This is a genomic window from Paraburkholderia lycopersici (genome assembly GCF_900096975.1).
GTDB classification, from domain to species: domain Bacteria; phylum Pseudomonadota; class Gammaproteobacteria; order Burkholderiales; family Burkholderiaceae; genus Paraburkholderia; species Paraburkholderia lycopersici.
In genome coordinates, this window is the sequence record NZ_FMYQ01000046.1 from 13052 (window position 1) to 34189 (window position 21138).

The 21138-nt window shown below is 65.4% G+C and carries 18 protein-coding genes; 9 read left to right on the forward strand and 9 right to left on the reverse strand.

What is annotated here, in order from left to right:
- Window positions 1–27 precede the first annotated feature (27 nt).
- Both BLU17_RS30685 and BLU17_RS30690 read left to right on the forward strand, forming a co-directional pair.
- Complete coding sequence (locus BLU17_RS30685; protein ID WP_092006051.1) at window positions 28–1032, forward strand: ornithine carbamoyltransferase; 1005 nt, start codon at window positions 28–30, stop codon at window positions 1030–1032.
- 12 nt (window positions 1033–1044) lie between these two features.
- Window positions 1045–2022, forward strand: coding sequence for a carbamate kinase (locus BLU17_RS30690; RefSeq protein ID WP_092006054.1), 978 nt, complete (start codon window positions 1045–1047; stop codon window positions 2020–2022).
- Window positions 2023–2212: 190 nt separating this feature from the next.
- Here BLU17_RS30690 and BLU17_RS30695 read toward each other — a convergent pair whose 3' ends face one another.
- From BLU17_RS30695 to BLU17_RS30705, 3 genes are all read right to left on the reverse strand, one after another.
- Window positions 2213–2965, reverse strand: a complete 753-nt coding sequence (locus BLU17_RS30695; protein ID WP_092006056.1) for a hypothetical protein — start codon at window positions 2963–2965, stop codon at window positions 2213–2215.
- 82 nt (window positions 2966–3047) lie between these two features.
- Window positions 3048–3989, reverse strand: coding sequence for a hypothetical protein (locus tag BLU17_RS30700; RefSeq protein ID WP_092006059.1), 942 nt, complete (start codon window positions 3987–3989; stop codon window positions 3048–3050).
- Window positions 3990–4031: 42 nt separating this feature from the next.
- Window positions 4032–5351 (reverse strand): hypothetical protein, encoded by a 1320-nt coding sequence (locus BLU17_RS30705; RefSeq protein ID WP_092006063.1) that lies wholly within the window; start codon window positions 5349–5351, stop codon window positions 4032–4034.
- Window positions 5352–5731: 380 nt separating this feature from the next.
- Here BLU17_RS30705 and BLU17_RS30710 point away from each other — a divergent pair, with 380 nt between their 5' ends.
- The 4 genes from BLU17_RS30710 to BLU17_RS30725 all read left to right on the forward strand — a co-directional run bounded on the left by BLU17_RS30710 (window position 5732) and on the right by BLU17_RS30725 (window position 11008).
- A complete protein-coding gene (locus BLU17_RS30710; protein ID WP_092006067.1) occupies window positions 5732–6400 on the forward strand; it encodes an RNA polymerase sigma factor in 669 nt (222 codons plus the stop codon).
- Complete coding sequence (locus BLU17_RS30715; RefSeq protein WP_092006070.1) at window positions 6397–7143, forward strand: hypothetical protein; 747 nt, start codon at window positions 6397–6399, stop codon at window positions 7141–7143. Before BLU17_RS30710 ends, BLU17_RS30715 begins: the two co-directional genes overlap by 4 nt.
- 7 nt (window positions 7144–7150) lie before the next feature.
- On the forward strand, window positions 7151–8617 hold the full coding sequence (locus BLU17_RS30720; protein WP_176929243.1) for a caspase family protein: 1467 nt from the start codon (window positions 7151–7153) through the stop codon (window positions 8615–8617).
- A 600-nt stretch (window positions 8618–9217) separates the two neighbouring features.
- On the forward strand, window positions 9218–11008 hold the full coding sequence (locus BLU17_RS30725) for a GGDEF domain-containing protein (protein WP_143189386.1): 1791 nt from the start codon (window positions 9218–9220) through the stop codon (window positions 11006–11008).
- A 488-nt stretch (window positions 11009–11496) separates the two neighbouring features.
- Here the strand turns inward: BLU17_RS30725 and mdh are convergent, their stop codons facing one another.
- A complete protein-coding gene (mdh, locus tag BLU17_RS30730; RefSeq protein ID WP_092006079.1) occupies window positions 11497–12669 on the reverse strand; it encodes an iron-dependent methanol dehydrogenase in 1173 nt (390 codons plus the stop codon).
- A gap of 541 nt (window positions 12670–13210) precedes the next feature.
- On the opposite strand from mdh, the gene BLU17_RS30735 reads away from it, so the two are divergent.
- The gene (locus BLU17_RS30735; RefSeq protein ID WP_092006082.1) at window positions 13211–14389 is read left to right on the forward strand and encodes a GGDEF domain-containing protein; all 1179 of its coding nucleotides are present in this window, start codon (window positions 13211–13213) and stop codon (window positions 14387–14389) included.
- Window positions 14390–14546: 157 nt separating this feature from the next.
- Here BLU17_RS30735 and BLU17_RS30740 read toward each other — a convergent pair whose 3' ends face one another.
- The 5 genes from BLU17_RS30740 to ehuB form a co-directional block, all read right to left on the reverse strand.
- Window positions 14547–15695: a porin gene (locus tag BLU17_RS30740; protein ID WP_092006085.1), complete on the reverse strand. Its 1149-nt coding sequence runs from the start codon at window positions 15693–15695 to the stop codon at window positions 14547–14549.
- A 223-nt stretch (window positions 15696–15918) separates the two neighbouring features.
- A complete protein-coding gene (gene ehuA / locus BLU17_RS30745; RefSeq protein WP_245747094.1) occupies window positions 15919–16743 on the reverse strand; it encodes an ectoine/hydroxyectoine ABC transporter ATP-binding protein EhuA in 825 nt (274 codons plus the stop codon).
- Window positions 16744–16799: 56 nt separating this feature from the next.
- Window positions 16800–17459, reverse strand: a complete 660-nt coding sequence (gene ehuD, locus BLU17_RS30750; RefSeq protein WP_092006090.1) for an ectoine/hydroxyectoine ABC transporter permease subunit EhuD — start codon at window positions 17457–17459, stop codon at window positions 16800–16802.
- Window positions 17456–18124 carry an ectoine/hydroxyectoine ABC transporter permease subunit EhuC gene (gene ehuC / locus BLU17_RS30755; RefSeq protein ID WP_092006093.1) on the reverse strand — a complete coding sequence of 223 codons (669 nt, stop codon included), beginning with the start codon at window positions 18122–18124 and terminating at the stop codon, window positions 17456–17458. Before ehuC ends, ehuD begins: the two co-directional genes overlap by 4 nt.
- Window positions 18125–18215: 91 nt before the next feature.
- Window positions 18216–19061 carry an ectoine/hydroxyectoine ABC transporter substrate-binding protein EhuB gene (ehuB, locus tag BLU17_RS30760; protein ID WP_092006096.1) on the reverse strand — a complete coding sequence of 282 codons (846 nt, stop codon included), beginning with the start codon at window positions 19059–19061 and terminating at the stop codon, window positions 18216–18218.
- Between the two features lie 883 nt (window positions 19062–19944).
- On the opposite strand from ehuB, the gene BLU17_RS30765 reads away from it, so the two are divergent.
- On the forward strand, window positions 19945–20943 hold the full coding sequence (locus BLU17_RS30765) for a cyclodeaminase (RefSeq protein WP_092006099.1): 999 nt from the start codon (window positions 19945–19947) through the stop codon (window positions 20941–20943).
- A 25-nt stretch (window positions 20944–20968) separates the two neighbouring features.
- Window positions 20969–21138: aminopeptidase P family N-terminal domain-containing protein (locus tag BLU17_RS30770; protein ID WP_176929244.1), on the forward strand; the 170-nt coding region annotated here is incomplete at its 3' end.

Here is a 21138-nt window from a genome sequence, read left to right on the forward strand (position 1 = left end):
CCATCCTGGACTGGATAACGAAACCTCATCATGTTCAACGTACACAACCGTAGCTACCTGACGCTGATCGACTACACGCCGCGCCAGATCCACTACCTGCTCGACCTGTCGCGCGACCTCAAGCGCGCGAAATATACGGGCACCGAAGTGCCGCGCCTCACCGGCAAGAACATCGCGCTGATCTTCGAGAAGACCTCCACGCGCACGCGCTGCGCGTTCGAGGTCGCCGCGCACGATCAGGGCGCGCACGTCACCTACATCGACCCGACCGGCTCGCAGATCGGCCACAAGGAGTCGATGAAGGACACGGCCCGCGTGCTCGGCCGCATGTACGACGCGATCGAGTATCGCGGCTACGGCCAGGCGATCGTCGAGGAACTCGCGCAGTATGCGGGCGTGCCTGTCTACAACGGACTCACCGACGAGTTCCACCCGACCCAGATGCTCGCCGACATGCTGACCATGCACGAGCACAGCGACAAGCCGCTGCACGAGATCGCGTATTGCTACATCGGCGACGCGCACAACAACACCGGCAACTCGCTGATGATCGTCGGCGCGAAACTCGGCATGGACGTGCGCCTGTGCGCGCCGCGGCGCCTGTGGCCGCAGGACGAACTCGTCGAGCAATGCCGCGCGATCGCCGCGAAAACGGGCGCGCGCCTCACGCTGACCGAGCATCCCGACGAGGCCGTGAAGGGCGCCGACTTCATCTACACGGACGTGTGGGTCTCGATGGGCGAGCCCGAGGAGAAGTGGGGCGAGCGGATCCACGCGTTGCTGCCGTACCAGGTCAATGCGGCGCTGCTCGCGAAGACCGGCAATCCTCGCGTGAAATTCATGCATTGCCTGCCGGCGTTTCATGACGCGCATACGGTGGTCGGCAAGCAGATCGCGGATCGTTACGGCCTGAACGAAGGCGTCGAAGTCACCGACGAGGTGTTCGAGTCCGACGCGTCGATCGTCTTCGAGCAGGCCGAGAACCGGCTGCATACGATCAAGGCCGTGCTGGTCGCGACGCTCGCGAGCTGAAGGGGGCAACCGATGCGTATCGTGGTCGCACTCGGCGGCAATGCGCTGTTGCGGCGCGGCGAGGCGATGAGCGCCGCGGCGCAGCTGCAAAACGTGAGACTGGCCGCCGCGCAGCTGGCGGGCGTGGCCGAAGGCAACGAGCTTGTGATCGTGCACGGCAACGGCCCGCAGGTGGGGTTGCTCGCGGCGCTGTCCGGGCAGGCGTCGCCCGCCGAACGCTTTCCGCTCGACGTGCTCGACGCCGAGACCGAAGGCATGATCGGCTATCTGATCGAACTGGAGTTGCGCAACCGGCTACCGGCATCGCGCCCGTGCGCGACGCTGCTGACGATGGTCGAGGTGAGCGCGGACGACCCGGCCTTCGGGCGGCCCGACAAGCCGGTCGGACCGATGCTCGCGCAGGCGGCGGCGACCGAGGCGGCGCGCGTCAACGGCTGGGCGGTCGCCGCGGACGGCGACGGTTACCGTCGCGTCGTGCCGAGCCCGCGTCCGCTGCGCTTTCTGGAGATCGAGCCGGTGCGCGCGTTGCTCGCGCGGCAGGCGATTGTCGTCTGCGCGGGCGGCGGGGGGATTCCGGTTGCGCAGACGAAGGACGGCCAGCATCGCGGCGTCGAGGCGGTCGTCGACAAGGACCGCAGCGCGGCGCTGCTCGCACGCGAGGTCGATGCGGACCTGTTCGTGATCGCGACCGACGTGGCGGGCGTCTATCTCGACTGGGGGAGGCCCGGCGCGCGGCTGGTCCGCCGCGCGTCGCCAGAGGCGCTTGCCGCGCTGGATTTCGCGGCCGGATCGATGGGGCCGAAAGTCGAGGCCGCGTGCGACTTTGCCCGCGGCTCCGGACGGCGCGCGGCGATCGGCGCGCTCGCGGACATCGAGCGGCTCGTCGCGGACACCGCCGGCACGTCGGTGCTGGCTGGCGACGCCTTCGTGCTGGAGAACGCTCCGCCGGATATGGCGGGCGGGCACCGAACGGTTGGGAGCGGCCGATAGGGGCCCTGGCGCGTCGGTGGAAATCGATGTCGTCCGCGCGTAGATGGCCCTCGGCGGTCATGCCGTAGCGGCGAGCGACGGTAGCCGATTGCGCTGTCGCCCCATGCCGCGCGAGGGCGCGGTCGCCTTTGCCTTCGCCTGAGCGGTCTTCGCGCCCCGACGTTACGATCCGGATGCCTCGCGGTTCGACTCACGACTGCACGAGAACGCGGCCCGATGCATCGAGCAGTTGCGTATGCAGGATCTGCAGCTTGACCCGGTTCGATGCGGGATCGGCGTCCTGCGCGAACGCATAGAGGCGCACCGTGAGCGGCCGGTAGTGGCTGCGCATTTCCTCGATTGCGCGGGCCGCCGCTTCATCGTCGACCTTGATGAAAGTGTGATCCGCGCCGTTCGTATATTCGACCGTGTAGTTCGAATTGTCGAAGAAATACTGATACGAGCCGGGCTGCGCGACGTTCGTCACCTGGAAACCCTTGCGCGTGAAGTCGTAGGCGTCGAGCGATGCGCCCGGCGCGTTGAGCACCACGTAGCGGCTGTCCTTGGCGGCGGCGATCGCAGCGTCGATGCGCGGCTTGAGCGCCTTGAGCAGATCCTGCTTGCGGAAGCTGTCGCCCGTCGTCTGGTAGTCGCGCGAGTACGACTGGGCGATCTTGTCGTAGTCGGCCGGCAGGCTCGACAGGCCGTAGTACAGGAACATCACCTCGTTGCCGCTGTCGATCGTGCGGAAGTCGGCGAGCGCGCGCGAGGCGTCGCCGTTCGGCAGCGACTTGTCGGCGATCTGCTTTTGCGCGGCGGGCGAGGCGAGATCGGTGAGATTCGCGGCGGGTGCCGATGCGGGAGCGGCGGCCTGCGTCGAATCGCTGGACTTGCTGCAAGCGGACAGGCCCGTGATCGCGGCGAGGGCGGCGAATGCGACGAGCGTGCGGATTGACGGTTTCATTTCGTGAGCCTCGAATGGATATGAATAATTAGAATGCCGAATCAAGATGGCGGCATGAATTTCGCAACGTGTTGCCCGCGGTTTATTTCGCTCGATAGCGCATGACGCCACGTACCGCGAGAAACACAGAAGCAGCGAGCGCCAGATAGAAGCCGAATCCGAAGGAAAGCGCCTTGAACATTTCGGCGGCGAGTTCGCGTGCATATCCGCTGGCGAGCTGCGACACCTCGTCGTTACCGCCGGCGAGCGCGCTCATCGCCGTGGAAATTTTCCAGTACAGTCCCGCCGCAACGGCGAGGCCGAATGCGAGCGGACTCGCGAGCCCGAGCCACAGCCGCCGCGCATCGACGAAGAAGGGCGCGACGCACAGCGCGAGCGACGCCCACGCGAGCAGCCCGTAAAAACCCGCGCTGCCGCGCGTCGCGCCCTCGAGTCCGGCAATATCGTTCATCGAATGCAGCGCGCGCAACATGTCGTAGAACGTAAGGCCGATGCTCGACACGGACGTGATGCGGATCGAGATCGTGTCGAAGGCGAACCAGCCGAGCGCGAGCAGCGCGATCGCCGCGAGATTCGCGTAGCCGACGCGCCCGACGAACGCCGTCGCCACGGGCGCGCCCGTGCTGCGCAGACGCGCGAGCGTGTGCGTGGCGACTTCGCGTGCCTCGTTCACGGCCGCGTTGAGCGTTTCCTGCTGCTGCGCGGCCTCGCTCACCGCGCGAACGTCGATCAGTTCACCCGCGGGGGAGAAGCGCGCGTCGACGGCCATGTTCACGGCGGGCGCAACGTCGCTGCGCCAGTGCGACTCGAGCGAGAACGGATATTGACGGCCGTCCGCGGACAGCAGGCCGTCGCCCGCCGAGGCGTCGCGCAGCACGCGCGCGCGGCGCGCGATCGCCGCATCGAACGACGCGGCCGCTGGGGCGGCGCCCGGCGCGGCCGCGATTGACGGCACGCCGCAAGCGTCGCAGACGGCATGATCGGCGCTCAGCGCCGCGCCGCAATGTTGACAGGCATTCGACATGGGAGGGGGTCTCCGAACGTTGATCAGGGGTGACGTATGGGCTCAGCGCGTGCACGTGCCCATCACGAAGAAGCCATTGGCGTTCACTTCGTCGAGGTAGCTGATCTGCGTGGCGCTGACCGGCAGGAACATGAACGCGCCCGTGACGCTCTGGTTCTGATACGAGCCGGTCCATTGGCCCGCCACGAGGCCAGCCACGTTCGCCGGGGCGAGCGTGAGCTGCGATTGCGACGCGCGAGGATCGAAGGTGCGGTTGTAGAAGAGCGAGACAGGCGCCATTTGCGTGCTTGCGGAGCCGTCTGCGTTGAGCGCTTGCAATTGCGTGCCGGAGAATCGTGCGAGCGTGGTCTGCGCCGCGCCGGTCAGGCGATTGCTGTTGTCGGCCACGCCGGGTTCCGTGCAGGTCCACGTACCGTCGAGCGCACCGGCCGCAAGGGCGTTCGCGCTGGTGAGCGTCCACGTGCCGGTGCGGAAGGTGCCGTCGGTGTTGTTGCCCGCCTGATCGATGAAGATCGACGTGGCGCCCTGTTGCGCGCTCACGAAGGCGCGGCCGAGCAGATTGCCGCCGAGCGTAATGTCGAAGGCGCCGGGATAGAGCGCCTGGTTCGGATCGGCCATGATCGTGCCGGTGTCCGTCGTGGCATTGCCGCTCGAAGGATCGTAGTTCGTGCAGGTTGCCGACCACGGCTGGCCCGAGCAGAAGCGCAGCGTGCCGTCGGCGTCGATCTTCACCTGGCCCGCTTCGGCGTCCTGATCGCCTTGCGGGACGCCACCCGCCGAATAATTGCCAGAGAGCTTCACGAAGCTGTACGTGCCCGCGAGCGCCGCCGCGCTCGTCACGCCGTTGTTGGTCGCGAGAATCTGTCCTTGCAGCAGCGATCCGTCCGCAGCCTTCACGTTCGGCACGTTCTGGAGCGCGCCGCTCAGGAGACCGTGCTGTCCTGCGTCGGCGGCGAGCGTGAGGTCGAGCCGGATGTTGGCGGCGGCTGCCGTCAATGCGGCGGGCGCGCCGTCCGCGCTCAGCGCGCTTGCCGAGTAGGCCGTGCCCTGGCTCGTGGCCTGCTTGGTGTACTTGCCGACCAGCGCGCCTGCGAGGCCGAATTGCGAATCGACGAAGGTGAGCGTGAGCTGGCCGGCGGCGGGGCTGTCGAGATCGACGCGCACCGTATCGCCGAAGCTCACCGTGCCCACGAAGCGCTTGCCGGCGGCAAGCGGCGTCGCCGTGCCGCTCGCGGGCGGCGTCGAATCGTTGGTCTCGTTGTTGCCGCTTCCGCTTCCGCCTCCGCCGCAGGCGGCGAGCATCGCCGAAAGTCCGGCTGCGGCGAACGACAGGGCGATGCGGTTCAGGACGGTTTTCTGCATGATTGTATTCCCTTGTTTATGAGCTTCGCGACCGTGCGCGCCGGCTGATGGCGCAAGCGGATGAACGGTTCAGATGGACGTCGCGTCGGGGCGCGGATAACGTGCGCCGTTGCGTTCGTCTTAATGGGTATTCACTCGCGCAGAAGATTTGTTCGGCGTTTTTTCAAAATCTTTTTTGCAGCGGACGCGCTTATAATGAGCGCGCCTTCTTCAACGCCCGTTTTGCATGCGCGACGCATGTAGCGGAAAACCGCAGCGGGCCACGAGGCGAAAAAACAAACGACACAGACCACCTTTCCAGCGATGTCAGGCTTCGTTACCGCTTTCCTTCGAGATTCGTGGCAGCCGTCGCGCCGTACGCGCATTTGCGAGACCCGGCGATGAGCGCGCACGCAAACGATGTCGTCGCGATCGAATACGCGAGCGCCGCCGAGGTGGCCGCTGTCTTCGAGCGCTTCACGAACTCGAGCCGGATGCGCGCGTTCATCGACACGCATCGGCGCCAGTTCATCGTGTACGCGCGCCATCATCATCCGATGCTCGATGACGACGACGTCGACGACGCCTGGCAGGTCGGCGTGGCCGCCGTCTTCACCATGCCCGGCAAATTCCGCATCGAAGCCGGCGCGCTGGCGGACAGCACGCGCTTCGAGGCCGCGCTCGCGGGTTACCTGCACGGCACGGTGCGCAACCAGGCTCGCCGCCGCGTGCGCGAGATCGTCACGGCGATGAAGCGCAGCGAGTCGCTCGATGCGCTCGCCGAGGACGAGGACGCGATTGACCGGCTGATGTTCGATCTCGAAGCACTCGAGCGGCGCACCGACTGGCTCGCCGATATCGAGCAGCGACGCCGCTTTGTCGAACGGTGTCTCGACAAGCTCTCGGCGCTCGCGCGGCGCACCTTCGCGCTCGCGCTGATCGGCGAGGAGGACGTGCGCATCCAGGCGCAGACGAACTCGGGCTCGGCGGTCGCGGTGCGGCGGCGCATTTCGGAGGCGAAGGCGAGCGTGGTGGCCTGTGTCGAAAAGCAGATGGGAGGGCGCGTATGAGCGACGATCGCAATCGAAGCAACGATCGCGAGGGCGGTACCGGCGACCGGGGTGCGCCGTCACGCGATCACGCGCTCGCGTACATGCGCAACGAACTGACGCTCGATGAGCGCATGCGCTACCTCGCGGACGCGGCCGACGATCCCGCGCAGCGAGCGGAGCTGGCCACGTTGCGCGCCGCCGCTCAGGTCGCCGCGGAAGAGCATGCGGATGCCACCGCCGACGCGTCGTTCGCGCGTCTCGCGGCGACGCTCGGCATTCACGCGCCGGCTTCTTCGCCCGACGCGCCCACCGAAATGCCGCCGCGCGAGGCGGTACCCGCCCGCAATCCGGCGCACGAGCCCTGGCATCGGCGTTTGCGCGCATGGTGGCGCGCGCACGGCAATGTGCTTCAGCCCGCGCTGATTGCGCTCGTGATCGCGCAGTCGGGCGTGATCGCGCATTTCATCGGCGCATCGGGCGGTGCGGTGCCGGCGCAGCAGGGCGGCGACGCAAGCGTAACGCGCGGTGCGACCGTTTCGTGCGCCGACGTCTGGGTTACGTTCAAGGGTGGCGTGACCGAGCGCCAACTGCGCGAATGGCTGACGCTGTACGGCGCGAACATCGCGGCAGGTCCGGACGACGCGGGCCGCTACCGCATCGCGACGCACGATGCCGATTCGCGTGCCGCGTTGCTGCAGAGCCCCGAAGCGCAGCGCCTTGCTGCCCGTATCGAGCCGCCTGCCGGTTGTGCGGGCAAATAGGCGCGCGATGGAACGCTCACGACTCATTGGCCGGCTGCTGCGCCGCTCGCGCGCGGCGCTGTCGCTCGCGTGCCTCGCAGCTTGCCTGCACGCGTCACCGGTTGCGGCTGCGGGCGGCAAGGTTGCGCTCGTGATCGGCAACGCGGCCTACGACGGCTCGGACCGTCTGCAAACGCCCGTGAACGATGCGCGGCGCGTGGGCGATGCGCTGCGGCGACTCGGCTTCGACGTGCACGTCGCGACCAATCTCAGCATCGAGGAGTTCAAGGCCGAAGTGAACTGGCTTGCGGACCAGAGCGCGCAGGCGGGCGTCGTGCTTTTCTATTTCGCGGGCCATGGCTTCGAGTCGAACGGCGAGAACTTTCTCGTGCCGGTGCACGCGGGTGCGCCGGTCGCCTCGATGACGCATGCGATGCTGGTCTCGCGCACGCTCAAGCTCGCGGCAATCCGAGCGTCGATCCGCCATGGTTCGCCGCCCGTGACGATCGCGCTCATCGATGCGTGCCGGACCTCGTCGCGCGGCGGTCCGGTAACGGTGCTCAAGCGCGAGCCTGCCGCGCACGGCGAACTCATCGCCTATTCCACGAGCAACGACGGCGTGGCCTACGATTCGATGCGCACCTTCGGCAAGGCCGTGGACGACAGCCCCTTTGCATGGTTTCTCGCGCCGAACCTGCAGATGCCGGGCGCGACGATCAAGCAGGCGCTCGAACATACGCAGCAGCAGGTCGCTGACGTCAGCGCGGGCGGCCAGCAGCCGTGGATCGCGAGCGGACTGAACGGCGATTTCGTGCTTGCGGCTCCCGCGCCGGCGCGTGCCAACGGCGTGATGCCGCCGCCGTCGCTGAAGGGCGACATGCGCGCGGCATCGCGCGGCACACGCGGGCGGGGCGGACCGGGTGAGGAGCCCTTGCCGGCATTGCCGCAAGCGCTGGCCGCCGTGCGCCATGCCGCATTGGGATCGACGACGGCGACCGCGGATGCCACGGATTCCGACGACGGCACCGCGCGCGCCGACGCCTGGGACGACGTGGACGCGCACATTGCCAACGCCGCGCGCGATGCGAATGCGCGCAGCATCGCGGCGCTGCGCACGCGCGCGCGCCAGGGCGACGCGACTGCGATGACGACTCTGGGCCTCATATACGACACCGGCGCGGGCGGAACGCATGACCGGCGCGCGGCGCTCGCGTTTTATCGGCAGGGGGCTGCGCACAACTTCCCGGTGGCGCAGGCGCTGCTCGGCGAAACATATATGGAGGGCAAACTGCTGCCGCACGATCTCGACGCAGCCGAGCGCCTGCTCGCGCCCGCGGCGGCTGCCGGCCTCACGCGCGCGCGGCTCGATCTGTTTCAGGTGCGCGCGCAGCACGGGCAGGGCGACCAGGCCGAGGAGATGCAGGCCGCGGCGAGTCTCATGATGAGTCGCTTCGCGCACGCGTCCAAGGCGCAATTACCGGAGGGTGCGCCGTAACTTTTGCCGCGCCCCGCGTGGGTCCTCGTCCTGCCAGCCGCGCCAGGCACAGTAGCGGCGAAGCGAAGTGTGCGATTCGCACTGGCAAGGGATTGCGCGAATCCGGACGTCTTTTCAGGCAGCACTTCGTTGCTGGCGCTTCTCCAGCAAGCGAACGCTGACGCGGTGCTCCGTTTCGGCGCCGTCTCTGCAACCGGCTTTGGCGCGGCGGCGTTGGTGCCATCGGGATTGGATCGGCCGCATCTTTGGGCGCTAACGATCATTGTGGCGTGTCGTATCCCGGTGTTTCCCTGTATCGCCCACGCCCGCTGGACCGACGGCTCTGCGGACTGGAGTGAGTCAGGCACTTGGGGCTAGGGCGCCGAACCCGACATTCCCGTGCGGAGGCGGCGCGACAACCGCATCAATGCCCTCCGCAAAATTACGTTAGGGTAATGTAATTGCGTGCAGTTAAAATAGTGCCCCGTGCTGTAACACGATGCAGGTGCTCTCAGCACATTTCCTCCGCCGGTTACCCTGGCGGTGCGCACGCAGCGTTTGCGTAACCGCTCACGGCGCAGGACCGGAAAACTACCAAGACCAATAATCCGAGCCTTTGTCGTGACGCCCGAAACCGCTCGTCCCATCTCGCCCGGCCGACGCATCATCACCGTCGGAGTTGTCACGGGAATGCTTCTCTTCATGCTCAATGGCTTGTTGCTCGCCCATCAGTGGCGCGCTTACATAGCGACTATCCGGTCGGAGTCTGCGTTACGAATATTCAGCGATGTCTTGCTCGCCATTGAAGCGGTATCGGCAGAGCGCGGGCCGACCAATGGTGCGCTGGGGGAATCGCTGCCGGTTCCCCGCGAGCGAATGGCAGCACTGAAGGCCGCGCGAATGCGAAGCGATACCCGCATACAGCAACTTCTTGACGATCTCGCGGCGGAAAATTGCCCCGCCTGCGCCGCGCAGCGCGCCATGGTGGAGCGTGCACTCGGTGAACTCGCGGCAGCACGCAAGCAGGCAGACCTCTCGCTCCGAGCCGTGCGCGAGGACCGTACCGACGCCGATGTGGGCAATGTGGTCCGGCGTATGGTTGCGGTAATCCCCCAGCTTCTGTTTGTTTCGCAACCGAGCCTGGAAACGATTGCGCGCGGCGACCCGAAGACCCTGAATTATCTGATTCTCGCCCGTCTGGCAACCGAGCTGCGCGATCAGGCGGGCCAGTTAGGCTCGCAATTTACGCCGGCCCTGGTGCGCGCGAGGCCGCTAAGCCTTTCGGAGCAGTACTCGATTGAACGCACGCTCGGACGGATCGACGAACTGCGCAAACTTATCGATCCTCGCGCTCAGGACGAGACAGCCCTGCGCGGCCGTGCATTCACCGAGATGCGCGTGCAGTACTTCGGTGACGGCATGGATTACGTCGCCAGCATTCGTGCCCAGGCGCTGACGCATGCGGCATCGATTACGACTGCGCAGTTTGCGCAGCACTACGTCCCGCTCATGGGTCCTGTCATCGAGTTTCGCGACGACGTCCTCGCGCTGGCAAAAAGAGAAATCGTTTCCCAGCGCGACGCCCAGTTCGCGCTGCTGACCGTCATGGTCGCGGTCTCGGTAACTTTGGTGGCCGTTCTGCTGCTTTCGACCTGGCTGCTGCGACAACAGGTCATACGCCCGTTTGCGATAGCGACGCGGCTCATTCGTGCTATTGCCGCCGGAGACTACTCCATCGACGTACCGCGGCAAAAATATCGCGGCGAGATCGCCGCACTCTTCGATGCAGTGCGCGTTTTGCGCGCGAATAGCCTGCAGCGTACGCATCTGGAACAGGAGCGTCGCGAATTGATCACCCAGCTTACGGTCATGGCTGAAACAGATGCGCTTACTCAGCTTTTGAACCGGCGCGCGTTCGAAAGTCGCGCGGAAGCGATCTGCACGAAGCCAGGTGTCCCCGCCAGGCCGATAGCGCTGGTCATGTTCGATATCGACCACTTCAAGCGCATCAATGACACTTACGGCCATGCAGCCGGCGACCGCGCACTCCAGGTCATCGCCGATTTGTGCCGCAATACGTGGAGGCGGTCCGATCTGGTTGCCCGTCTTGGCGGGGAGGAATTTGTCGTGCTCATCGAAGGCGAGGCCGCCGCAAATGCGCTGCAAATGGTCGAGCGATTCAGAAAACGATTGTCGGAGAAGACGATTGCCGCCGACTCGGGGACCGTATTTTCGATTAGCGCGAGCTTTGGCGTCGCAGTCGATATGTGCAAAGACAAATCGCAGCTCGAGTCATTGCTTCGGCGTGCCGATCAGTTGCTTTACCAGGCAAAATGCCATGGGCGCGATCGGGTTGAAGCAGAAGATGCAAGGTCGGACGCAGAGTTTCTTGCGCCTACGCCGCCGGGTTAGTCCTGATTCTCACTTGCGCCCGGTATCGCCGAAAAGCCTCTGCGGTGGCGCGCGTTGCCTTCCCGACTGCCGGGCGAATCCGCAAGCGCCTGCGAAAAATCGAGGGCGCTATTCACTGGTATAGCGCCTCGCTTACCGGCCGTAACCGAAGTCATAGTCATCTACCGCCGCGTCGCGCGCCTGGGCGGTAGCGTGGATGGCCGGACACAGTCCGCACATCGAGCGGTATGCGGTGAGTGCTAGCAGGTCAAGGAGTCCGCGCGCCCGAGACCCTCTGTCGATCGTGCTTTGTCAGCGCGAATATTCAAGGGGAAAAGAGTCTGAGGAGGTGGGAGTTTCCAATTTATATTTGGAGTGCAAATCAATGACATCAGTCCATGATGGACTGAAATGCAAGATGCGCCGGCAATCACACGCGTTGATGGAACCGGCGCAGTCACGACTGCGGGGCTCCCCTTGAGGCGTTGCCATCGAGGGGATGCCATGTCTTACATGGCCGCCTGGAAGATGGCGATGACCTGGTTGAGCGTGGCCTTGCGCGGGTTGGTCAGCATGCACGCGTCCTTCTGCGCGTTGTGCGCCATGACTTCGTGGTCTTCTGCCTTCACGCCGAGCCCCGCCAGGCCCGACGGAATGCCGATGGACCCCGACAGGCCGCGGATGGCGGTAATGGCCGCTGCCGCCGCTTCCGTGGTGGAAAGGCCTGCCGTGTTGACGCCAAGCAGTGCGGCAATGCTCGCGAAGCGTTCGGGCGCGGCAATGAGGTTGAATTCCGAAACGTGCGGCAGCAGGATCGCGTTGCACACGCCGTGCGGCAAGTTGTAGAAACCGCCGAGCTGATGCGCCATCGCATGCACGTAACCGAGCGACGCGTTGTTGAACGCCATGCCGGCGAGGTACTGCGCATAGCACATCGCCGCGCGCGCTTCCATGGATTCGCCGTTGGCCACCGCCTTCGGCAGCCATTCGCCGATCAGCGCGATGGCCTTCTCCGCGCAGGCGTCGGTAATGGGCGTGGCCGCCGTGGAGACGTAGGCCTCGACCGCGTGGGTCAGCGCGTCCATGCCGGTGGCCGCGGTCAACGCGGGGGGCATGGCGACCATCAGGCGCGGATCGTCGATCGCGATGAGCGGCGTGCAGCGCCAGTCGACGATGGCCATCTTCACGTGGTTGCTGGAATTGGTGATGATGCAAAAGCGCGTCATCTCCGCAGCCGTGCCCGCCGTCGTGTTGATCGAGATGAGCGGCGTCATCGGAACGCTGGACTTGTCGACGCCTTCGTAGTCGCGGATGTGGCCACCGCCCGCGGTCACGAGGCCGATGCCCTTGGCGCAGTCATGCGAGGACCCGCCGCCCAGCGAAACGATGAAGTCGCACCGTTCCTTCTCGTACAGTTTGACGCCGTCATGGACGTTGACGTCGGTGGGATTGGGCTCGGCGCCCGGGAAGATGACGGCCTGCAGCCCGGCCTCGCGGATATAGCCCGCAATGATCTCGGACAGCCCCATCTTGTGCAGGCCGGCGTCGGTCACGATGAGCGCCTTTTTTGCGCCCAGCGCTTTGGCACGCGAGCCTGTCTCGCGTGCGCAGCCCGGTCCGATGAGTGTGACGCAGGGAATGAAGAAGCTGTCGGTGCGATCGGCGATGCTCAGGTAACTCATGTCGTCTCCAAAGGTTATGTGGGTTGTCTCGACACCCGCCCCCTTTCTTGCACGAACCGTACCAGTGCATGAGAAGCCCATTTTTCAGGGACTTTGCGCCAGAAATGACCCGTCGGCCTGTTCCGAACCAACACACCGGCGCGCTGGCATTGCTCCACTTCTGCACATTCGCTCGCAAGGGCAAGTTCCGAAATGGCTACAGGTTCGGTGCCCTCCTCATCGTCGCGACTGGCCGTCACGCTGTCACACAGTTGTCCCGACTCGGAGCACTCGTGTGCCGATACCGGGCGATTGCAGGGCGCCCGTGCCGGCAACATTGCGTGGTTTGGCGGTCCGGATCAACAGGAGCCGACCCGGGCGGTGTCTTCCGGCGAAACCTGCGATACGATACGCACCCGACGGTACGGCGAAGTGCGGTCATGGCAGTTTTCTATCCGCTTTCAGTCGGAACAATCAGCGTAATCAGCACAATCCGCGCGGTCAGAGGATTGCCGCTTCGCCCGTCCCGCTTCGCTCTTCTTTCGTTGCCCGGCCCATTCTCATGCTCAGCGCCTTCACTCTGTTCGGGATCTTGACCGTTTCCTGCCTGATGAGCGTCGCCATTCTCGGTTCGTTGATCCGGTCCGCGGTGCCGGGCGTGAGCCGCTGGTGCCTGGGCTATGCCATGCTGGCCGTTGCCTCGTCGTGGGTGCTGCTCGCCGGCGCCGGGGCCGGCGCGATCACCATGATCGGCGTTTCTATGACGACGCTGGGCGCCGTAATGTTGCTCGTGCAAGGTACGCGTCAATTTTTTGGCGTGAGCCCTGTGCGGCGCGGCGAGTGCGTGGCACTCCTCGTTGTCTTCGTCGTGCTCCTGTACTTTACGCGCGTGTCGCCCAACGTTGGCGCGAGAGGCATGCTCATCTCCATAGGGTTGGCCTATGGGCGGATCACAGTGGGGACCCTGGCGCTGCGTCACGCGGCCGGCGAGGGATCGCGCTACGCCTGCCGGCTCGTTACCGCGGCCGCCTGGCTCGGTGCGTTGGTGTCCATCGCGCGAACTATCGCGATCGCCTTCGGCGTTGTGCCGTCGCTCTCGTTCCTGCAGCCTTCGCCATGGAACGTGGCGCTTCTCGGGCTCGCGATCGTCACGCTGCCATGCCTGTCGACGGGCATGGTGATGCTTGCACACGACCGCGTTCTCCGGAAGATGGAAAAGCTCGCGACGATCGATGAGCTGACGGGCGCACTGACGCGGCGCGCGTTCATGGAAAAGGCGAATGTCCTGCTTTCGCAGGCGCGGGAACGAGGCGGCGCATTGTCGATCGTCATTCTCGACATCGACAACTTCAAGGCAGTCAACGACGGTTTTGGTCATGCGGTCGGCGATCGACTGCTTGCGCACGTCGCCTCGGTCGTAGCCGCCCAGCTCGGGGCAGGCGATCTCTTCGGACGGCTCGGTGGCGAAGAGTTCGCGATCGTGTTCGCGTCCGCAGGCAAGCACGACGCGGCGACCTTGACGAATGCGTTGAGACTTGCGGTCGAACGCTCGTCTGCCGGGGGCGTGGCCTGCACGCTTAGCGCCGGCGTCGGCAGGCTCGTGCCCGCGGACACGCTGGAGAGCGCGCTGGTGCGGGCCGACGCGGCGCTTTACGTGGCGAAGGCGGCGGGACGCAATCGCGTCATCATGACATCGGAGGTGGACGGGGACGAAGCCGGCTACGTTGCCGAGCCGCGCTGAGCGCACCTGCTTCGGTAAGCTTCATGAGACCCGTGCAATGGGATCGGGGGCTCATCCCCGGCGAAAGCCCTTCTTTCGCGACAAGGTAAAAGAAGGGCTTTCTCGCATCGGCTCGCGCAAAAAAAGCGGATATCCCCGTTCCGCCCCGATGCACCGCCTAGAACTTCTGGACCATCGCGACGCGCGCCACCAGTTGGTTCGGCGACGACGAGATGCCGGCGGAAGCAGGCGTCTGCGCATTGTCGAACTGCGTGCCCGTGTTGGCGCTCTGCACGTGCTGATACGCACCCTGGATGTAGAACGACGTGCGCTTGCTGAGGTCATAGTCGAGCATCAGCGACGCGGTGTGCCACTTCGGCTGGTAATTGCCGGCTGTCGTGTCGAGGTGGCCGATCGTGTAGGTGTACGACGCACCGGCCCACAGTGCCGGCGTGATGAAGTACTGGCCGTTCACCTGGAAGTTGTCGAATTTCCACGACGTCCACGTGCCGCCGTTGGCCGGCGTGACCGGCTGCGTGAAGTACGCGCTGCCGGTCGGGTCGTCGACGTTCGCGTGCGAGTACGCGAAGCCGATCAGCGCCTTGCTGAACTGGTACGAGACAGCCGCGTCGATGGTCTCGTGCCTGCGCGCGTCGAACACCGAGTCGCTGGTGACCGCGCCCGCCGTGCCGAGGCCAGGATGGTCGATCCGCAGGTAGCCGGCCACTGCCTTCAGGCCGCCGACCTCATACTGACCGGCCGCGCTGATGACGCGGTTTTCGGCGAAGCCGCCCGCCGTGTTGCTGAACGCGTACATCGCTTCGCCGCTGAAGCCGGCCACCGTCGGCGACGCGTACTTCACCGAGTTGTTCACCCGGAAGTCCCAGTCGGCGTTGTCGTTGTCGAACGGGGTCGACGCGACGTTGCCCGCCCAGTTGCCGGCCGCCGTCATCGCGGAGAACAGGTCCGAGGTTGGATCGTACTGGCGACCGAACGTGAGCGTACCGTACTGGGCCGAGCTGAGGCCCACGTAGGCCTGGCGGCCGAACAGGCGGCCGCCCTGGCCGAGCGCGCCGTTGCTCGCGTTGAAGCCGTTTTCAAGCCGGAAGACAGCGCTCAGGCCACCGCCCAGGTCCTCGGACCCCTTGAGGCCGAAGCGGCTGCCGAGCACGTCGCCGCTGCTCATCTTGAGCGCGGCGCCGTGCCCCGCGTTATTCGTGTAGTTCAAGCCTTCGTCGAGCAGCCCATACAGCGTGACTGTGTTTTGCGCGTGTGCCGCCCCGCAGACGAACAGCGCGGGAACCCATATTTTCCAGCTTGTTTTCATGGCCTAGTGGTCTCGTTAGAAGAGTAAGGGCGGAGCCGGTTGCCTCCGCCCGGGGGGATTCCCGCCGTCTGCGAGAAACGCCGGCGGGAAGAAAATCTTTCAGGACGACAAAACAAATTGCGTGTGACGCCGCGCTTGTGAAGGGTGCGGCAGTCGAGGCGACTACGTGGCGACTACGTGGCGACTACGTGGAACCGGGCGGCAAGTGCGCGCCGCCCGTCGATCAGGTGGCTTCGCGCACCGCGCGCAGGAACTGCTGCGTGCGTTCGTGCTGCGGCGACGTGAAGAACTGCTGCGGCGGCGCCTGCTCGATGATCTTGCCTTGCGAGAAGAAGCACACACGGTCCGCGAATTCCTTCGCGAAGCCCATCTGGTGCGTAACCATCAGCATCGTCAGGTTGTGCTCGGCGCCGAGACGGCGCACGACGTTCAGCACCTCGCCGCACAGCTCGGGGTCGAGCGCCGAGGTCACTTCGTCGAACAGCATCACCTTCGGTCGCATGGCGAGCGCGCGCGCAATCGCGACGCGCTGCTGCTGGCCGCCGGACAACTGCGACGGATAGTGGTCGCATTTGTCGGACAGGCCGACCATCGACAGCAGTTCGCGGCCGCGCTCGATCGCGTCGCGCCGGCTCATGCCGAGCGTGCGCAGCGGCGCTTCGATCGTGTTCTGCAACGCAGTCATATGCGGGAACAGGTTGAAGCTCTGGAACACCATGCCGATCTTGCTGCGCACCGCGCGCACGTGGCGGTCGTTCGCCGGCACCAGCGCGCCGTTGCGGCGCATGTGCGTGAGCGGCTCGCCGTCCACCTCGATCATTCCCGATGTCAGCGGGTCGAGCGTCATCAGCACGCGCAGCAGCGTCGACTTGCCCGAACCGCTAGGCCCGATGATCGCGACTTTCTCGTTGCGTGCGATGTCGAGATCCAGTTCGTCCAGCACGGTCAGCGTGCCGTAGCGTTTGGTCACGCCGCGAAAGCGCACCATCGGCTGGTCCTGCTGTGCGTCGGCGACAGCGCCGAGGGCGGGGTCGAGATCCCGTTTCATCTGCTTCTCCTGAGTTTCCATGACCGTTTCGTCCGTTGTTGGGCTCGTGGCGCGGCTCACGGCAGTCTGACGCGCCGTTCCAGATGCCGCACGCCCGATGCGAACGTGATGCTGATGACGAGGAAAAATAGCCCCGTCATCGTGATTGGTTCGAGGTAGCGGAACGTTTCCGACCCGATGTTCTTCGCCTGCTGCATCAGTTCGACAACGGTGATGGCCGACAATACCGGCGTGTCCTTGAACATCGCCACGAGGTAGTTTCCGAGGGCCGGAATCACGGGCCGGATCGCCTGCGGCAGGATCACCGCGCGCCAGGTGCGCGAGTGCGACAGGGACAGCGCGCACGCCGCTTCCCACTGGCCGCGCGGCACGCCGTTGATCCCGGCGCGATAGACCTCGGAGACGTAGCATGCGTAATGCACCGCGATGCCGATCGTGCCGGCGGTCAGCGCGCTCATCGTGAGGCCGTAGAGCGGCGCGACGTAGAACAGCACGTACACCTGGATCAGCAGCGGCGTGCTGCGGATGAATTCGACGACGAACGCCGTCGAACGCGACACGGCGCGAACCCGGCTGCGCCGCAGCAGTGCGAACACGAGGCCGAGCACAAGCGCGATCGTGAAGCCGACCAGCGTGATGCCGATCGTGTACAGGCACGCGTGCAGCAGCGCCGGCGCGATTTGCAGCGCGTAGCTGACGTCAAAAAACGGGTTCATCGTGCACCTCCTTGCAGGATCCCGTGGCTCACGCGGCGTTCGACGCGGCGCATCAGCAGCACCAGCACCTGGGCGATCAGGAAGTAGATGATCAGCGTGAGCGCGAAAATTTCGGCGGTCTTGAACGTCGCCTCGTCGAGCTGTCGCGCGCGGAACGTGAGGTCCGAGAGCGTAATCAGCGACACGAGCGAGGTGCCCTTGATCAGTTCGATCATCAGGTTCATGCCCGGGGGCAGCGCGTTGATCATCGCCTGCGGCAGCACCACGCGAAGGAGTCGCGTGCGAGCCGACATGTTCAGCGCGAGCGCGGCTTCGTACTGGCCGCCCGGCACCGAGTGCAGCGCGCCGCGCAGGATTTCCGAGCCATAGGCGCCGTAGTGCAGCCCGAGCCCGACCACCGCGACCGTGAACGGCGTCAGTTCGATGTGAAGCGGCGGCAGCGGCAGCACGAAGAAGAACCAGAAGAGCTGCACGAGCAGCGACGTGCCGCGGAACACCTCGACGTACGCGTTCGCGATCCAGCGAACCGGGCGCCACGGCGCGGCGCGCAACAAGGTGGCGATGCCCGCCAGGGCGATTGCGAGCACGATCGCGCAGGCGGCGATGCCGATGGTGAGCCCGGCGCCTTTCAGCAGCAGAGGCAATAATTCGTTGAGGTCGCCCATGGTGGCTCCTTGCCTGCGATGACAGTTGGCGGTGCCGTGCGTAGCGCGTCGCAAACGGACACGCTGCGCACGGCGCATCATGCGCGGTCGTTTAGCCGCCGCACAGTTGAGCAGCGGTCTTGTTCGTCACGTTCGACTTGTCGAAGCCAAACGGTGCGACCGTCGACAGATGGTCCGGCGTGCCGAGCCAGGCGTGCAGTTGCTTGTTCACGGCGTCGCGCAGATCGGTATCCTCCGGACGAAATGCGAGTGCGCCGTAACCCGTGTGCTTCGGATCGTCGGTGAACTTCTGGATCGCTTCGACCTGGTCGGGCGCTTTCGCGGCGAGGTCCTTCATCGTCAGCGCGGTGCCGGCCGACGCGTCCGCGCGGTGGGCGCGCACAGCTTGTAATTGCGCGGTGGTGTCCGGCACCTGCAGCAGTTGAACGTCTTTCACACCCGATTCGCGCGCGTAGCCGAATTCGACCGAACCGGCCATCACCGCGAGCTTGACGTCCGGGTTCTTGCCGATGTCCGCATAGCTGTGCAGGTTCTTCGGGTTGCCCGGCAGCGTGAGCAGCGTGTCCTGGATCTGGTACTGCGGATCGGCGAACGCGACCTGCTTGCAGCGCTCAGGCGTCACGTACATGCCTGCCGCGATCACGTCGAAGCGTCCCGCGCGCAGGCCCGGAATCAGCGAGCCCCATTCGGTCAGCACCGCATCGACCTTTTTCACGCCGAGCTTGGCGAAAATCTTGCGCGCGATTTCCGGCGACTCGCCGGTGACCGTGCCGTCCGGCGTCGTATAGGCGAACGGCTTTTCGTTCGCGTAGCCGATGCGCACTTCGCCGGTGCGCTGGATGCGCTGCAGCGTGGTTTCCGCATGCGCCGCCGTGGTGGCCGCGCCGGCCGCGATGCACATTGCGCCGAGTGCGCTGATTGCTGTCTTTAGTTTCATGTCGATTCGTTCCCGTGGTGGCCCGTCGCTTTTGAAGTGTCGCCGCCCGCTGCCGGCAGGCTTGCGGCTAGTGAAAAACCCGCATCCAGCAAGGACTTGCAGTCGCTGGTCCGCTGATATGGACGGAGCATATAGAGCCATATTTTTATTACTGATTGCTCTAGGACAATAATTTTCGGGCGTGCTTTCGCGCGGCGATGAGCGCCAGTGGAAGGGAGAAACAACCCAGCGGGAAGGGCGGACGGGATGTCGGCCGCCGCGGCGCGCGGCTCGCGCCCGGGCATGCGCCGCGGGCGGACACGCAACGCGTGGGCAACGGCGCGGCGGACAGCCACGGCGTGACCGGTTGCGCGAACTGGTTGGGGTTTACGCTGAACAAGCTCAAAGTCGACGGGTACGGCTCCGGGCACGGGATCTTCGGACTCGCGTCGCCAACGCGCTACGGCGCGTATGCGAGGTGGCCGTCAAGCTTCGGCGCGAGTTGTGCAACCGGCAGATTGCAGCCATGGCGCTGGCGGTGCGCCACGGCCGAACGCCATGCGGCGGGACGCCGGCGCGAAAGTGACCGATTCGGTGCGCAGGGAAGCGCTCTACATCATTGCCGAAGTATTAGGAAAGTGCCGATGCCTTCTCGATTTTCATGTGGCGGATTATCTGGTTCGAAATCCTTATCAATTCCCATGGTGCGGCAGGAAATCGCGAGGTGCGCGAATTGTATCAGTACATTCAAAAGGCGTTTTGGCGACATTAGACTGGGCCGCACTAAACCTTCCACAGGTAGCGCGCCTCATGTCTTCGCTCATGCTTGCCGACGTTTGCGGCGCGGGCGCCAAAGGCTCGTCGGGGCGCGTCGAGCACCTGTACCTCATTTCGGAGAACTGATATGCGTCGCCCGATCACGCTGCTGAGCGAAGCGCAACTGCGCCTGCTCGTGCCGCTCGACGTCGCTGCGATCGACCAGGTCGAATCGGCATTCGTGTCGCTCGCGACCGAGTCGGTCGCGATGCCGCCGATCCTGAGTCTCGCGATGCCGGAGCACAACGGCGAAGTGGACGTGAAGACCGCCTATTTGCCGCGCTTCGACAGCTTCGCAATCAAGGTGAGCCCGGGTTTTTTCAACAACCCTTCGCTTGGCCTGCCGAGCCTGAACGGGCTGATGCTCGTGCTGTCCGCGCGCACCGGCCTTACCGAGGCGGTGCTGCTCGACAACGGCTATCTGACCGCGGTCCGTACCGCCGCCGCCGGCGCCGTGGCTGCACGCTGGCTTTCGCGCCGGAACGCGAAGCACGCGGCGATCATCGGCGCGGGCGAGCAGGCGCGCCTGCAACTGAAGGCGCTGATGCTCGTGCGCAACATCGAATCGGTCGCCGTCTGGTCACCCGACGTGCCGCAAGCCGAACGCTACGCGGCGGACATGAGCCGCGACTACGGCCTGCTTTGCACGGTCGCCGGTTCGGTGCACGAAGCGCTCGCGAACGCGGACGTCGCGGTTACAGCCACGCCGAGCCGGGAGCCGCTCGTCGGCGCGCAAGACCTGCACGCGGGCCTGCACGTGACCGCGATGGGCGCCGACGCCGAGTACAAGACGGAAATATCGCCATCGGTGTTCGCGGCGGCGCGCTATATCTGCGATCGGCTTTCGCAGACGCGTGTGCTCGGCGAACTCTCGCATGCGATTCGCGCGGGCGCGGTGGCAGCCGATGCGAACTTCGCCGAACTCGGCGAAGTGATCGCCGGACGCCGGGAAGGCCGCACGCACGCGGATGACGTCACCATTTGCGATCTGACCGGCACCGGCGCGCAGGACACCGCGATCGCGGTGCTTGCGCTGCAACGCGCACGCGCGGCGGCGGCCGGAACGATTTTCGACAACCACGCTTGACAAGGTCAGACACTGAGAGGGAATGATGTCAGCAACCGAAGAAGGGCAGGCGGGAGCATCCGGACCTCGCCTCGCATTCGAGCGAAGCGAGTACGACAGCCGCATTGCCAGGACGCGCAGCGCGATGCAGAAGGCGGGCGTCGAACTGCTGATCGTCACCGATCCGACGAACATGAACTGGCTCACCGGCTACGA